This window comes from Chryseobacterium sp. C3 (genome assembly GCF_014218905.1).
In the GTDB taxonomy this organism is placed as follows: domain Bacteria; phylum Bacteroidota; class Bacteroidia; order Flavobacteriales; family Weeksellaceae; genus Chryseobacterium; species Chryseobacterium mucoviscidosis.
The window spans coordinates 1-15,691 of sequence record NZ_JACLCU010000017.1 but is presented as its reverse complement, the minus strand read 5'-3'; the positions used below and the strand labels follow the sequence as shown (position 1 = coordinate 15,691).

Below are 15,691 nucleotides of genomic sequence, written 5' to 3'. Positions count from 1 at the left end.
TGCGATCCGGACGGGACTCGAACCCGCGACCTCCGCCGTGACAGGGCGGCATTCTAACCAGCTGAACTACCGGATCATGTTTTTGTTTCTAAAGAACTTCGTTTCTTTTTTGTGATGGCAAAAGTACAACTTTTTTCGTTACCTGCAAATTTATTTCAAAAAAAATGCCTTCCAAAAACGGAAGGCGTTCATTATCAAATTTATTTTTTTACAAGTGAGCGCTTAATTTCTCTGCGATCACTTCTTTTGGAGCTACTCCTACTAATTTGTCAACCACTTCTCCGTTCTTAAAAATAAGAACTGTAGGAATATTTCTGATCCCGTATTGCATAGAAATATCCTGGTTGTTATCTACGTCTACTTTCCCAACTATTGCTTTTCCTTCGAAATCGTTTGCTACTTCTTCGATGATTGGTCCCAACGTTCTGCAAGGTCCGCACCATACTGCCCAAAAGTCTACTAATACCGGCTTATCTGATTTTAAAACCGTTTCCTGAAATGAGCTATCTGTAATTTCTAAAGCCATTTTTGTTTCTTTTATTTAAATTAATATTATTCTTTTATAATTTCCTTAATTGGATAATCAAAATTACGCTTTTTGAGTAATAAGACTATCTATGCTCAACATTTGTATTTTCTATAACGAAATCTTTAGAAATTTCTTTCAGCGCTGTTGCCAGTGCATCAATATCTTCTTTAGTGGTTAAATGGCTGAAAGAAATACGAAGCGGCGTACAATGATCCATTTCATCTTCAGATAAAACCATCATCATGACCATAGAAGGTTTTGACGCTCCGGAAGAACACGCACTTCCCTGAGAAATCGCGATTCCTTTCATATCTAACTGAAGCCCGATAAGAGGGTTTTTATACGGTAATAAAGCGCTTAAAACGGTGTAAAGACTGTTCTCCTTCTCAGAACTTCTTCCGTTGAATTTAATGCCCGGAATTTCCGCTGTGAGCCTTTCTACGGCGTAGCTTTTAATTTCCTGCATATGATGGGTATATGCTTCAAGGTTTTTAAGAGAGATTTCCAGAGCTTTTCCTAATCCTACAATTCCTGCTACATTTTCTGTTCCCGCTCTTAAGCTTCTTTCCTGTGGTCCTCCCGTAATAATTCCCTTCAAACCGCTTGATTTTCTGATGAACGCAAATCCAACGCCTTTCGGTCCGTGAAATTTATGGGCACTGCAAGAAGCAAAATCTACCTGAATATCGGAAAAATCCAGATTCATGTGAGCCATTGTCTGAACGGTATCTGAATGGAAAAGCGCATTATTTGCCTTGCAGAGTTCTGCCACTTTTTTAATATCAATAAGATTTCCGATCTCATTATTGGCGTGCATTAAGCTTACCAGAGTTTTCTTGTCAGAAGCTTTTAACAGTTCTTCCAGTTTATGAAGATCAATATCTCCTTTTTCATTGGGACGGATGTAGTTTACCTCTACTCCTTTTCTGCTTTTCATATCCAGAACACTCTCAGAAACACATTTATGCTCAAGGGGTGAGCTGATGATTCTTTCTATTCCAAGATGCTCGACAGCAGATTTTATAATCATATTGTTCGATTCTGTACCGCAAGAGGTGAAGATAATTTCAGCGGGCGTTACATGAAGATAGTCTGCAACCTGTCTCCTTACGTTTTCGATAAGAATTTTCGCTTCCTGCCCAAAACTGTGTGTAGAGGACGGATTTCCGAAATTCATTTTCATGGTATCAACCATTGCATCGATAACTTCTTCCGAAAGTGGAGTTGTTGCAGCGTTATCAAGGTATACTTTATTCATTTTTACTTTGAAAATATTAGTTTCTGTGGAATATGTACAATCTGTAAAACCTACAAAATCAGTAGAGTTTATCGTTTTAAAAGGCTCTGCTTCATCTGTATATTTTACCGCCCAAAATTAGTGAAAAAATTGGTAATGTCCTTCATTCGCCCACTTCAACATCGGCTTATCTCCGGAAGTATCTCCAAAAGCGATAATTTTATCGTATTTATGATTGCTGATTTCCTGCTGAATTCTTACCAGTTTTTCGTTTCCGTTGCAGTTTTTTCCCACAAAGTTTCCTGTAAAAACTCCGTTTCTGAACTCGGCTTTAGTGGAAATAAGCTGCATTTTAAAAGCTTCGGCAAATGGTTTTGTCCAGATGTCTAATGATGCGGTAACCAATAGACTCTGCGTATTATTACGATCCATATTTTGAATAAAATCCAAGGCATTTTCCCTTACGATTTTAGGATAATAATGTTCAAAAAATTGTCTGGATTTTTTTTCAATTTTTTCCTGAGTCTGCCCTTTCAGAATGGAACCGATAAAGCTTTTTTTCACTTTTTCCGTATCGGCAAGTTTCAGTTTTAAAAGAACAAAAAGCGGAACATGCTTCAAAAACTGCAGACGAAATCTTGTAGGATCATAGAATTTCAGATACATAAACATAGTATCTTTATAAGTAAGCGTTCCGTCGAAATCGAAGCAGTACAGTTTTTTCATTGAAGTAAGTCAATTTTAGAATATTTATCTTGTAACGTAAAGATCGAAAGTATATTTTAAATAAAATAATTTTAAAGCTTTAATTTTTTAAAAATAAATTCAGGAATATTTCGGATAATCATCATGATAATTCCCCAGACCGGCAAAACATAGGCTACGTTTTTCTGTTTTTTATAAGCTTTGAAAATAGATTCTGCTGCCTGTTTCGGGGTTGCCGTAAGTTTTGGATTCAAAGGCAGACCTTCAGTCATTTTCGTTTCCATAAAGCCGGGCTTTACCGTCATTACGTGAACTTTTTTATCGAAAAGATAGTTTCTTAAACCGCTTAAATATGCTGTGAAAGCCGCTTTTGCACTTCCGTAAATAAAATTACTCTGTCTTCCGCGATCTCCGGCAACAGAAGAAAGACCGATGATTGTTCCGGATCTTCTGCTTTCAAATTTCTGCGCAAAATAATTCATCACAGGAACCAGTTTAGCGTAATTGATATCAATAATCCGTTGTGTATTTTTATTGTCATACAATCCTTCTTCTGTTCCCTCTCCTAAATATCCTGTTGCACAGAACAGCAAATTTGAGTTGACATCATCAAACTGATTGTAATCTATCCCTTTCAGGAGATCGAGCTCTATCACTTCGGACTGCTGAAGAAATTTCACATCAATATGCCTTGCAAATCTTTCGGTCGTTTCTTTACTGGAGGTAAAAAGATAGATTTTTTCAAATTTCTCTCCTTCCTGCAATGCTTTTTCTACAAAAGCCTGTGCTACTTCCGATGTACTTCCTAAAACGATCATGTCTGCTAAATATTATTTAAAATTCTTTTATGCTGCAGAGACACAAATTTTGAGCTCTGTACATTTTTCAGATAGTTGGTAAGCGAAGATCTGCTCATGCTGTCTTTGGTAAGATAAATTTTACCGTTGTACTGCTCTACAATATCATCAAGTTGATCAATCAGTTTTTTCAGTTTGGAATTGACTTTGAAATCCAATGCTAAAGAATATCCTTCAAACGGAAAGGAATTGTAAGCTTCCGGATTTTCTTTTCCGTACAGCTTTAAAACAGCTAAAAAAGAACCGTTTCCGCTGTTGGCAATGGTTTCCAGAATTTTTTTCATTCCTTCTTTTCCGGATTCTTTGGGAATCATCATCTGATACTGGATAAAGCCTGATTTTCCGTAAATCTTATTCCAGTCGTGAACGAAATCAAGAGGATAAAAGAAAGTTTCATAATCAATAAAATTTTTAACTTCCTTTTTGGACTGTTTTTTATAATAAAGATAATTGAAAATCTTTACCGTTAAACTATTTAGAACAAATCCCGGAAAATAAAACGGAACGGTAGGTTCAAATTTCTTCTTTAAACGTAAAGGTTTTTCTTTGAATTTCTGAGGAAGTTCATGCTGAAAAGCGTGTTCTCCTCTCATCAGGATACTTCTTCCGATATTTTTACCTTTCTGAAGACAATCGATCCATGCAACGGTGTACGTCCAGCTTTCACTTTCTTCAAACAAGTTAAAGATTTCATCCAGATTTTCCGCTTTAATACTTTCCTGACGGATGTATGCGGATTCAATATTTTTAAGCTTGAATTTCGCCGTTAAAATAATCCCGGTTAATCCCATTCCTCCAATAGTCGCCCAGAATTTATCTGAATTTTCTTCTCTTGAACAGTTGATGATATCACCGTTTTCGATCATCAGTTTAAATTCAATCACATATTCGGAAAAACATCCTTCAGCATGATGATTTTTACCATGAACATCGGAAGCAATGGCACCTCCCACAGAAACAAACTTCGTTCCCGGCGTTACATATAAAAAATATCCCTGCGGAACAGCAATTTCCAGCACATCGGAAAGCAGAACCCCCGATTCGCATTCAATAATTCCGTTCAGACGGTCGAAACTGATGAATTTATTTAATTTTTTGGTTGAAAATATATGCTCTCCCAATGAAGAATCTCCATAACATCTTCCGTTTCCTCTAGCGATCACTTCGTTATGATTCAGAACAAATTCTTTTATTTTTCTGAAGCTGTCATCAGACCTCATTTCTTTTTCCACTATGGGAAAATTGCCCCAGTTGGTTACTTTTTGTACAAAATTCGGCTTCATTTTTTAAAATAGATTTGAATTAAAAATGCAGCAACCCACAATATTAAGGTGATCTGAATGTATCTGTCTCTGTAAACAATTTTCGTGGGAGATTCGGTTCTGTTGTATACCAAAGTCTGCTGTAAATATCTTAAGAAAGCAAAAACAACAAAAATTACGGTGTAAAATACTCTTGAATGAAATCTTGCCTGAACTTCAGGAGACAGGGTAAACATCAGATAACAGACAATAGCGAGGGTAACGGAAATGGAGAGTGCAATGTCTGCAAACTGTACATTGTAGCCGTCCAAAGCTCTTCTCGTTTTTCCTGAAACCTGTGCATTAATGAGTTCTCCGCGTCTTTTTCCTATGGCTAAAACCAGCGCAAGTACAAAAGTGAGTAAAATTGCCCATTGTGAAATGCTTATTCCCGTAATGTAACCTCCTGATAAAACTCTTAATACAAACCCTACCGCAATGATGGAAATATCAATAATCGGAACGTGTTTCAGTTTAAAAGTGTAAGCAAGATTCATCACGAAATAAAATCCTACAATGGTTGCAAATTTCCACAAACTTTCCTGAAAATACATTTGGGCAAAGAAAACCAGTGCGATGTCCAGAATAATAAGTCCTGTAAAAATTCCTACTGCCTGAGATTTTGAAATGGCTCCGCTCGCTAAAGGTCTTCTCCTTTTTTCGGGATGTTTCTTATCTGCTTCAATATCGTTGTAATCGTTTAAAATATAAACGACACTTGCTGCCAAAGAAAAAATGATAAAAGCAAAGATGCTTTTTGCGAGTAAATCGAGGTTTTTTATATTACCCGAGAAAAAAAGAGGAACAAAAACAAACAGGTTCTTCACCCATTGCTCAACACGGAGCAGCTTTAAATATTTCTTCATTTATGTTGTTTCAAATGCAAAAATAGTAATTTCAAAAAATATCACCATAAAAATACAAAAATAACCGCTATTGCGGTTATTCACGAAAATATTTATATGTTAAATAATTATTGACCGTTCTGTGCGTCGTTAATCATTTTTTCATTGGCAGTAATAGCGAATTCTACTCTTCTGTTTTTAGCTCTACCTTCTTCTGTATCGTTTGTTGCAACCGGCATACTTTCTCCTTCACCTAAAGCAAATAATCTGTTTGAAGCAATTCCTTTACCTGCTAAATACGCTTTTACAGAGTTTGCTCTTCTTTCGGAAAGACTCATATTGTAAGAATCTGAACCTTTGCTGTCTGTATGTCCGTAGATATTAATATTGGTATCCGGATTGTTCGTTAAAACCTGAGCCAGTTTATCTAAGTTTGTTTTTGCAGTACTTGTTAAAGCTGAAGAATCGAAATCAAAGTTAACGATGCTTTCATTCAACGTAATTTTGATACCGTCTCCTACTCTTTCTACCTGAGCTCCCGGTAAAGTTTCTTTAATTTCTCTAGCCTGCTTGTCCATTTTAGAACCGATAACGTTACCAGCAACACCACCGATTATACCTCCTAAGACAGCTCCTAAAGCAGCATTTTTACCTTTTCCTACGTTATTTCCCAAAATACCGCCTATCACAGCTCCTGAAGCAACACCTACTGCTGTTCCTCTTTGCTGGTGATTAGAATTCTGTACCGCCTCACAGCTTGTAAGCAATAAAGCTGATGATAAAAATAACGCTCCGATATATGTTTTTGTAAATTTCATCTTTTTATATTTTTATGTTAAGTTATTTCATTCCTGTTCTCTCGAAGTTGTAAACAACTCTTACGTTTTCTCCGTCGAAAGGAATATTCTGTTCCAATGAGAATTGGTCTGTATTCTGATTAATCAGCGTTAAAGTATAACCTGCCGTATTTTGTTTTGCTTTTGTACCGTCAGCAATTTTTTTGAAATTAAAAGTATTTCCGCTTACCACATCAATCTTAATTGGCTGTGTAAATCCTGTTCCGCAGGTTCCTCCTCCGTTTAATGTATACGCTCCTGTCCAGTTATTTGGAATCAATCTCCAGTGGCTTCCTACGAAACACTGTGCATCTACTCCGTCATCGAATGGCTTTACTTTAAAATTTTTATCGTAATTCACACTGACGATCTGCCAGTCTCCTTTCATTTTCAAAAATTCTGATCTTTGAGTTTGGGCTGTTTTAGCATTATTCACCGCGGAACAAGACACTGCAAAAAGCGCTGTTCCCAACATCCCTGCAAGTAGTAACTTTTTCATTTTGTTGTTTATTATTTTGTTACAATAAAGTTACAAAAAACCGTGCCAAAATTAAATATTACCAATAAAAAAAGTCCGAAAATTTCGGACTTTATATGTTTCTTTCTTAAATACAGGAAGATATACTATTTTTTAACAGTCTTTTTTACGGATTTTTCAGCCTTCTTTGAAGCACCTCCTTTTCCGTTATAGAAGTTTGTATATGCATATTCCGCTGCTTTTTTAAGATCAATTACACCTCCTGCTTCAGAGAAATCCCCAAATTGGTTTGCAGTACTTGGGTTGCTGGATTTCACCAAAGATTCTATGATCTGTGCCGGAGTTAAATTAGGCATATAGGCTAATAAAACCGCTGCAGCTCCTGCTACAACCGGAGAAGCCATGGAAGTTCCCTGTAAATATTTATATTCATTGTGAGGAACGGTAGAATAAATTTCTTCACCCGGAGCAAAAACATTTACCATTTTCTTATTGAAGTTGGAGAAACTCGCTCTTAAAGCATCATTTTTATTGGTACTTGCTCCTACAACCAAAACGTTGTTTACAAATGGTTTTTCATCTGTTACATTTTTAAAATTGGTAGGATAAGCTAAATGTTCTGCCACATCTTCGTTTTCGTTTCCTGCAGCTTTTACCAGAAGAACTCCTTTATCCTGAGCATATTTAAATGCATCCCAAACTACATTTTTACCCGGAGAAACTGGTTTTCCGAAACTCATGTTTAAAACTTTCGCTCCGTTATCTACTGCGTATCTGATTGCGTTGGCAACGTCTTTATCTCTTTCGTCACCATTCGGAACGGTTCTTACAGACATAATTTTCGCTACTTTTGAAGCGACACCATACTGTATTTCTTTTCCGTTGGGAAGACCAGCGATGATTCCTGCAACGTGAGTTCCGTGTTCTGCATCCGGACCTTCGTAATGGTTGTTTCCGTAGTTTTTCTCAGAATAGTCGTCATAGTTATCTCCTACGATTTCTTTTCTCGGATCGTAATCCAGATTGTATTGTTTTTCCTGAGGACCAAAATAGTCTAAAGCTTCTTTAATCTGGCCGCTCATTGCTTTTTCAAATTCAGCAGCCGATTTTCCTTTAAATTCAGGACTTTGAGCAACCTGTGTTAAAACCTGTACCGCCATTGCTTCTCTCTGATCTGCCGGTTTTATAGCGGCAACATTTTCAGGAGTAAGAGGTTTTCCGTTCAGTAGTTTTACCATTACGGGAATTGCCTCATTAATCATGGAATAGGTTTTGAAACCCTGTTTTGCCTCCACACTTTTCTTGGTGAAAAGATCTTTGGCTTTCATATACATGGCAAATTCTTCAGGCATTTTAGCTTGATTTGCTTTGTTTTTTGTAGAATCGTCTCCTTCAAAAACAGGCTTATATTTAGCAACAACTCTGGTTACCTCCATGTTATCGATATCAATATCTCCGTTTTTTCCACCGATGAAATTCCATCCGTGAATATCGTCGATATATCCGTTTCCGTCATCATCTTTTCCGTTGTTCGGCACTTCATTAGGATTTGTCCAGATGTTTTTTACCAATCCGGGATGATCTACCTGAACTCCGCTATCCAAAACTCCCACCAAAACTGTTTTAGGTTTAAGACCTTTAGATTCTAAAAACTTATAGGCATTTTCTGTATTTACACCATAAACTTTCGTTGTAGCGAAATCTTTATGATACCATGTCATAAGATCTTTATCCTGCATCGGATCTGTCCCCGCTTTCACTTCCTGTGCGTTAGAGAAACCAAATCCCACTAAAAAAACAGCTGCTAATAATACCTTTTTCATTTTACTATGAATATTTAATATTTTTAATATAAGTCATAGATTCCGGTCCTTTGTTACAAATTAAGTCCAAAACTGATAAATCTTTCAAAAAACCACGTTTATCAGAGAACGTTTGATAATATTCGTCCATTTCGTATTCTGAAGGTAGTTTTGCCGAAAATTGATCTCTGAAATTAATTTCTTCCGGAAATTTGATATATTCTTCATTCAAAGAGTGTGCCTTTTCCGTTTTAAGGATCTGCTGAACGATTTCAAGAGTTTTCAGGTTAAAATCCAACAGATATTTTTCTTTCAGATCATAAATTTTTCTGAATTTATCTTCATAAAATTCAAAATAAGGCGAACTCTGATATGCCGTTTTAATGGATTTCCAATGCAGATTCCTCCAGTCTTCACGGTGAGAAATTTCAATATCCTTAAATGCTCTGCATCCGTTATGAGCAATAGGAATGATTAATGATAATTTTCCGTTTGCTCCGAAAATATTGGCTCTGTTTCTGTAGGTTTGTTTGGGAAAACTTTCAAACTGTTCAAATATAATTTCATTTTCAGGATCTAAAAACACTGAAAACCATGAAATTGGCGGTAAATAAAACGCCGGTAATAATACATTCTTCATATTCATAATGCAAAAATGAAGTATTTTTTCAAATACTTCATTCTATTTATAATTTATTTTTTCAATTAAATAATTGATTTTGAAACTTTGTCAAAGATTTAAACTTTGACAAAGTGAATTACACATCGTCTTCCGTCTTTTTCTTTCTGAATAATTTCACGAAGTATTCCCACCCGAAGAACAGAATAAGAATCATCGCTGCAATCCACCAGTAAGACGTTTTGTTGGCTTCTCCTGTATTGGTTGCTTTAAACATTCTTTCCCAACGAACTTTTTTAGGAGCCTGATAAGTAGAACTTGCATCCGCAAACACTCCCTGAACACTCATCCAGGTAAACATTGGTTTTCCAACGATATTTTCTTCAGGAACAAAACCAAAGAATCTTGCATCCAAAGAAGCGTCTCTGTTATCTCCGACCATCATATAATAATCCTGCTGAATGGTATACTGATTGGTTTCTTTTCCATTGATGAAAATTTTACCGTTTTTATTCTCCAGCTTATTATGTTCATATTGTGAAATAATCCATTGATATTCCGGTAATGTTTCCTGATTGATGGTAACGACATCTCCTTTTTTAGGAATCTTTAAAGGTCCATACCAATCCTGATTCCATGGTTTATTGATTGGGAAAATAGACTGGGTGGTATCAATACTTTTGGTGTATGCTGTTTTATCAGCATTTAATTTATAAGAAATCGTGGCAGAATCTTTAGGATAGATATTTTCTTCCATACTGATAACGTTGGGCAAAGCTTTAATCTCTTTAGCCGTTTTATCAGTAAGTCCCTGAAACATATAAACAAATCCTCCGCTTTTCTCGTTTTGAATTTCTCTAACAGGCAAAAATCCATAAGTATTATAAAGTCCCGGAATATCTAACTGTGTTCCTGTGCTTACTGTGTATGCATGCTGAACTTCCTGATCTCCTAAAAATGTTTCAGCTTTTCCGTTAACGAAAAGTCTTCCGGCTCTCATTTCGAAAGTGTCTCCTGCAACAGCAACACATCTCTTTACGTAAGGATCTTTTCTGTCGATCGCGGTATGCACAGAATCCTGCGGATAATTGAAAACAACGATGTCTTTTTTCTGAGGCTTATTGAACTGAAAAATTCTTTCATAAGGTAATTTTACAGCATCCACATAAGATTTAGGATCATCTTTCGGGTTTCCTTTTTCTCCTGTATCCATGATGGTTCCCTGAAGGAAAGGAATTGCAAGGGGACGCATCGGAAGTCTGTATCCGTAGCTCCATTTGTTAACGAAAAGGAAATCACCTACCAATAAAGTTCTTTCCATAGATCCTGTCGGAATTCCGAAAGGCTGCGTTACAAAAACGTGAATTATTGTTGCGAAAACTACGGCAAACGTAACAGACCCAACAAATGAATCTTTCTTTTTTGCGTTTTTTTCTTCGTCGGTAAGGAATATTGCATTTTCGTCTTCCAATTCAACATCTTTTCCATAATTTACCGTTGCCATATAGATAAACGGAAGAATTACGGTAAGAAGCTGATCCTTAAAGAGCGTTTTCCCGAATTTTTTCATTAAATACAAATGAAAAACAGACATCATAATAGGTCCCACGATTGGCAGATACGATAAAATTGCCCACCATTTCGGATGTTTTGTCTCTTTTAAAATAATGAAATAGTTGTAAAAAGGAATAAACGCGAAAAGCGGATTATATCCTAATTTTTTGAACAGTTTCCATGTGGAAATTCCCATCAATACAGATAAAATGAGAACATAAACTGCGTACGTTAAAAAATAATTCATAAATTTTTGTGCCTAATCTATAATATAATTGATGAATGATGTCTGATAATAATGACAAATTCACTATTAACGTTTCATCATTCATTCTTATTAGTTTGCAATGTAAGAATTTTGTTACAATATTAAAGTCCCAAAACGTCCTTCATCGTGAAATTTCCTTTTTTGTCTTTAATCCATTCTGCCGCAACTACAGCACCCAATGCAAAACCGTTTCTGTTGAATGCGGTATGCTTGATTTCGATTTCATCCACTTCGCTTCTGTAAAAAACACTGTGTGTTCCCGGAACCTCATCTTCACGGATGGCAAAAATGCCCAGTTGTTTTCCCTGCGTTTCTTCCAGTTTCCAGGAATCGAATTTCGGATTGTTTTTAAAAATTCCTTCGGCAATGGAAATTGCCGTTCCGCTTGGAGCATCCAATTTGTGAATGTGATGAATTTCTTCTAACTGACAAGAATATTCGTCCACATTTTTCATTAAATCTGCCAGTTTTTCGTTTAAGGCAAAGAATAAATTAACGCCAAGACTAAAATTTGAACCATATAAAAAAGCGGTTTCTTTTTCTACAGCCAATTTTTCAATTTCGGATTTTTTTTCCAGCCAGCCAGTTGTTCCGCAGATCACAGGAATTTTGTTTTCCAGACAGGCTTTGATGTTTTCGTAAGCAACTTCGGGTAACGAAAATTCAATTACGACATCAGGATTATTCAGATTTTCAGCAGTTGGAGTTTCTTTTAACCGGGCAACGATTTCGTGTCCTCTTTTCGTGGCAATTTCATCAATGATCTTGCCCATTTTACCGTATCCAACTAATGCTATTTTCATGTACTTCTTTATTTAATTTTATAATCTAACGCAAAGCCCGCAAAGATTTCTTTAAAATTCTTCTGCATATTTTTCATTCGCAAAGGCGTTTGACTTCGTCGAATCTTTGATTTCAATAAGCTAAGACTGCTTTACTTAATTTTTAAAATCTATAACTTAAACTTAAGCCGGTTTTAGGAGGTGCAATTCCGTACTGATCCTGAATCATTGCCGGATTCAGCGTAAGATCCGGATCGTGCCTTGCTTCGTATAAATGTGCATCTACTACCGCATCTACGATGTTCAGAATGTAAATTAATCCTGTAATTGCAATGGCGTAATCTCTCTGTCTCTTCGATCTGTCCTGTGCATTTCCGAGAGCCACTTTATCGAGCCATGGATGGGTATCGACAAATTCATTCGGTGTTCCGTTGAGTTTGGCGATGTAATATTCGCGGTATTTTCTGTACTGGTTGTCATTCCATACTGCAATTCCTACTCCCGCTCCTACTGCTCCTAAAACAATAGGAACCTTCCAGTATTTTTTATTATACACCTGTCCCAATCCCGGAAGTACAGCAGAATACAATCCTGCTTTTGTAGGATTCAGTTTCAGTGTTTTTTTGGTAGGTCCGTTTGCTTTTTCCAGATCTGCAACTACCCTGCTTTCTGTTTTGGTGTTGTTCTTTTCCACGGCAACACTGTCTTTCGGACGATAGTCTACCCGAATGGTGTCGTTAGGATTTACCTGTGAATACGCAACTGCAAACAGACACAGAAAAAATGTGAAAAGTATTTTCTTCATTTATTTAATATGGGATAAAATATATTCCAGCTCATCTTCATTTTTGAAGTCCAGAACAATTTTACCTTTTTTACCGTTTGGAGAGGCTTTGATTTCAACTTTTACATCTAAAATATCTGCAATTGTTTTCTGCGCTCTTTTATAATTATTGGAAAGCTCGGCTTTTGCTTTTTTTGCCGCCGGAGATTTCGGGTTTTTAATGGCTGTAGCTGCCTGTTCAGCCTGACGAACGTTCAGTTTTTCTTTAATGATGAGATCAAACAAAATCTGTTGATGTTCTTCGCTTTCAAGGCTGATGATGGCTCTTCCGTGTCCCGCAGAAATTTCTCCGCTTCGGATCGCATTCTGAATATCCGGATGTAATCTCAGTAATCTGATGGAATTTGTAATGGTACTTCTGTCTTTCCCAACTCTGTGGCTGAGATTTTCCTGAGTAAGACCGATTTCTTCCATCAATCTCTGATACGTTAATGCAATTTCTATCGCATCAAGATCTTCTCTCTGGATGTTTTCAACAAGTGCCATTTCAAGCAATTCCTGATCATTAACCAGACGGATGTATGCCGGAATAGACTCCAAACCTGCAATTTTACTTGCGCGGTAACGTCTTTCCCCGGAAATAATTTCAAACTTTTCGCCGTCTTTTCTTAAAGTAATCGGCTGAATAACGCCTAAATTTTTAATTGACTGTGCGAGTTCGTTCAATGCTTTTTCGTCAAAATAAGTTCTTGGCTGAGACGCATTGGGATAAATATCTTCTAATGCAATTTCTACGATATTCCCTACAAACTTATCTGCTCCCTCATCGGTGGCAGAATTGATCGTTGCTTTGGATTCGGCACTAAGAATTGCGCCCAAACCACGCCCCATCGCTCTTTTTTTATCCTTCATATTTTGTTTTTAGCGTTTAGCTTAGCTAGCTGCTTTTAATTCTTTACTAATTTCTCGTTTTTCAATAAAACTTCTTCTGCCAACTGAATGTACTGTATTGCTCCTTTGCTTTCCGCATCGTAATTCAGGATACTTTCTCCAAAGCTTGGCGCTTCGCTTAATCGTACGTTTCTGCTGATGATGGTTTCGAATACCATTTCAGGGAAATGAGAGTTTACTTCTTCCACGACCTGATTGGATAGTCTCAAACGGCTGTCGTACATGGTAAGAAGCAGACCTTCGATATCAAGATCTTTATTGTGGATTTTCTGAACGTTTTTAATGGTATTCAGTAATTTTCCAAGACCTTCCAACGCAAAATATTCGCACTGAATAGGGATAATTACAGAATCTGCTGCTGTAAGTGCATTTACGGTAATAAGACCTAAACTCGGCGCACAATCGATAATAATATAATCATAATCGTCTCTTACGCTCTGCAAAGCTTTTTTCAGCATATACTCACGCTCTTCTTTGTCGACAAGCTCAATTTCCGCTGCTACCAAATCGATGTGAGAAGGTACAATATCCAGATTCGGAGTTGCTGTCTGCTTGATGCATTTTGCCGTATCTACACTGTGCTCCAAAAGATTGTATGTAGAATATCTTACGTCTTCCACGCCTAAACCTGAAGTTGCATTCGCCTGAGGGTCTGCATCGATGATTAATATTTTTTTCTCTAATACCCCTAATGCTGCGGCTAAATTAACAGCTGTTGTTGTTTTCCCAACTCCTCCTTTCTGATTAGCGATACCTATGATTTTTGCCATTGTTAGAACTTTAAGTTTCAAAAATACACATTTTTCCCTGCTCTTAATAAAGGGATAAAACGAAATTTGAGTTAAAATATTGTTAATAAGCAATTTAGCAATAAAAAAAATTATCCACAAAAAAAATTCTTTGTGGATAACTGTTCAAGATTTGTTTTTTATGTCTTATTGATCAAATTTCATCGTGATCGGAAATTTGAAATAACTTCTTACGGATTCACCCTGTTTGTTTTTTGCAGGTGTCCATTTTCCTTTAATCGATCTGATTGTTCTTACCGCCTCACTATTGAAGTCTGCATCTGAACCCGCAGCCTTTATTCCAGAAATGGTACCGTCTTTTTCTACAATGAAAGTAATGGTGGTTTTCATTAATTCACCAGAATCAAAGCCTGATCCGTCAAAATTACTCATTACTTTATTTCTGAACGAGTCTATTCCACCATCAAAATTTGCTTCTTTTCCCAAATCTACACTATTGAAAATCTTATTGGGATCCTCTTTAGGTACTACTGGTGGAGCGGTAGTAATTACAGGACCAGTTCCGATAGTTGGAGTTGTTGGTATATAAGTATTCGGTGGAGCAGTTTCTCCATCAGGATTATTTCTTGTTCCTGCAACAGCTCCTTCAATTTTCTCTACAACTTTTTCATTGGTTACATGAGAAGTAGGTGTCGGAACCGTATCATCGAATGTTTTTACAGGAGCAGATGGTGCTTTTGGAGGCAGAACTGCTACTGGAGGTGGAGTATCATCATAATCATTAATAAGAATTGGTGGAGGTAATTCATACCCTCCTTCGTCAGTCACTTCGGGATTCTTAAATGCATTAATCGCAAGCGGAGTTAAAGAAACGGCAGCCAATACACTGACTCCTATAAAAAATGCTTTTGTTAAGATTCTGTCTGATTCTCTTCTTAATACATAAGCTCCGTATTCTTTGTTACGGTGTTCGAAAAGAACTTCGTTAAAACGAAATTCCTGATTTTGATTTGTGTGTTTCATCACTAAAATATTTAAACTGTTAAAAAAAAATTGATTATTAGTTTTTATGATCTTACCAATAAGCATTGATTCAATATCAAATTTTTTGCCAAATATTTGTTAAAATGATAACGTTTTTAAAATTTTCATGCCAAGTAAGAAATTTAACTATATTGTAAATAATAAATTCCTGAGTTTAAATATTTTACGGAGAAAGTTAAAATTGCAGACCTGTATTTTAGCCCAGATTGAGCGGCATGTGTGAGCTCTTTTTGAGGTTTCGGAGGGGGCTTTTTCGCCCCCCGAAACCCCAAAAAACGGGGAGCGGAAACGAGAAAAAAAACCCTGAAAAAAAAATGGTTGGTTGTTGGTGGTCGGAATTTACGAAATAA

16 protein-coding genes and 1 tRNA gene are annotated in these 15,691 nt (G+C 36.5%); all 17 read right to left on the bottom strand.

Features of this window, described 5'->3' with window-relative positions:
- Positions 1 to 2: 2 nt before the first annotated feature.
- Positions 3 to 76 (bottom strand) — tRNA-Asp (locus H6W53_RS21245).
- A 132-nt stretch (positions 77 to 208) separates the two neighbouring features.
- Positions 209 to 526 (bottom strand): thioredoxin, encoded by a 318-nt coding sequence (gene trxA, locus H6W53_RS21240; RefSeq protein ID WP_108411389.1) that lies wholly within the window; start codon positions 524 to 526, stop codon positions 209 to 211.
- Positions 527 to 611: 85 nt separating this feature from the next.
- Positions 612 to 1,787 carry a cysteine desulfurase family protein gene (locus H6W53_RS21235; RefSeq protein WP_185209591.1) on the bottom strand — a complete coding sequence of 392 codons (1,176 nt, stop codon included), beginning with the start codon at positions 1,785 to 1,787 and terminating at the stop codon, positions 612 to 614.
- A gap of 117 nt (positions 1,788 to 1,904) precedes the next feature.
- Positions 1,905 to 2,492, bottom strand: coding sequence for an HAD family hydrolase (locus H6W53_RS21230; protein WP_076392211.1), 588 nt, complete (start codon positions 2,490 to 2,492; stop codon positions 1,905 to 1,907).
- A gap of 71 nt (positions 2,493 to 2,563) precedes the next feature.
- On the bottom strand, positions 2,564 to 3,289 hold the full coding sequence (locus H6W53_RS21225; RefSeq protein WP_185209589.1) for an SDR family NAD(P)-dependent oxidoreductase: 726 nt from the start codon (positions 3,287 to 3,289) through the stop codon (positions 2,564 to 2,566).
- A 5-nt stretch (positions 3,290 to 3,294) separates the two neighbouring features.
- A complete protein-coding gene (locus tag H6W53_RS21220) occupies positions 3,295 to 4,611 on the bottom strand; it encodes an FAD-binding oxidoreductase (protein ID WP_116097769.1) in 1,317 nt (438 codons plus the stop codon).
- Positions 4,608 to 5,495: a decaprenyl-phosphate phosphoribosyltransferase gene (locus H6W53_RS21215; RefSeq protein WP_185209587.1), complete on the bottom strand. Its 888-nt coding sequence runs from the start codon at positions 5,493 to 5,495 to the stop codon at positions 4,608 to 4,610. Before H6W53_RS21215 ends, H6W53_RS21220 begins: the two co-directional genes overlap by 4 nt.
- Before the next feature lie 107 nt (positions 5,496 to 5,602).
- Positions 5,603 to 6,292: an OmpA family protein gene (locus H6W53_RS21210; protein WP_116097767.1), complete on the bottom strand. Its 690-nt coding sequence runs from the start codon at positions 6,290 to 6,292 to the stop codon at positions 5,603 to 5,605.
- A 22-nt stretch (positions 6,293 to 6,314) separates the two neighbouring features.
- The gene (locus H6W53_RS21205) at positions 6,315 to 6,809 is read right to left on the bottom strand and encodes a lipocalin family protein (protein ID WP_087712458.1); all 495 of its coding nucleotides are present in this window, start codon (positions 6,807 to 6,809) and stop codon (positions 6,315 to 6,317) included.
- A 125-nt stretch (positions 6,810 to 6,934) separates the two neighbouring features.
- Positions 6,935 to 8,611, bottom strand: coding sequence for a S8 family serine peptidase (locus H6W53_RS21200; RefSeq protein WP_185209585.1), 1,677 nt, complete (start codon positions 8,609 to 8,611; stop codon positions 6,935 to 6,937).
- A gap of 4 nt (positions 8,612 to 8,615) precedes the next feature.
- Positions 8,616 to 9,236, bottom strand: coding sequence for a WbqC family protein (locus H6W53_RS21195; RefSeq protein WP_410500873.1), 621 nt, complete (start codon positions 9,234 to 9,236; stop codon positions 8,616 to 8,618).
- A 112-nt stretch (positions 9,237 to 9,348) separates the two neighbouring features.
- Positions 9,349 to 11,010, bottom strand: coding sequence for a signal peptidase I (lepB, locus tag H6W53_RS21190; protein WP_185209580.1), 1,662 nt, complete (start codon positions 11,008 to 11,010; stop codon positions 9,349 to 9,351).
- Between the two features lie 122 nt (positions 11,011 to 11,132).
- Entirely contained in the window at positions 11,133 to 11,834 is a 702-nt protein-coding gene (gene dapB / locus H6W53_RS21185; protein ID WP_185209578.1) for a 4-hydroxy-tetrahydrodipicolinate reductase, read from the bottom strand.
- A gap of 142 nt (positions 11,835 to 11,976) precedes the next feature.
- The gene (locus tag H6W53_RS21180) at positions 11,977 to 12,618 is read right to left on the bottom strand and encodes a DUF5683 domain-containing protein (protein WP_116097759.1); all 642 of its coding nucleotides are present in this window, start codon (positions 12,616 to 12,618) and stop codon (positions 11,977 to 11,979) included.
- Positions 12,619 to 13,509 carry a ParB/RepB/Spo0J family partition protein gene (locus tag H6W53_RS21175; protein ID WP_087712454.1) on the bottom strand — a complete coding sequence of 297 codons (891 nt, stop codon included), beginning with the start codon at positions 13,507 to 13,509 and terminating at the stop codon, positions 12,619 to 12,621.
- 35 nt (positions 13,510 to 13,544) lie between these two features.
- Entirely contained in the window at positions 13,545 to 14,318 is a 774-nt protein-coding gene (locus tag H6W53_RS21170; protein ID WP_087712453.1) for a ParA family protein, read from the bottom strand.
- 165 nt (positions 14,319 to 14,483) lie between these two features.
- The gene (locus H6W53_RS21165; RefSeq protein WP_185209575.1) at positions 14,484 to 15,320 is read right to left on the bottom strand and encodes an energy transducer TonB; all 837 of its coding nucleotides are present in this window, start codon (positions 15,318 to 15,320) and stop codon (positions 14,484 to 14,486) included.
- Positions 15,321 to 15,691: the final 371 nt, after the last annotated feature.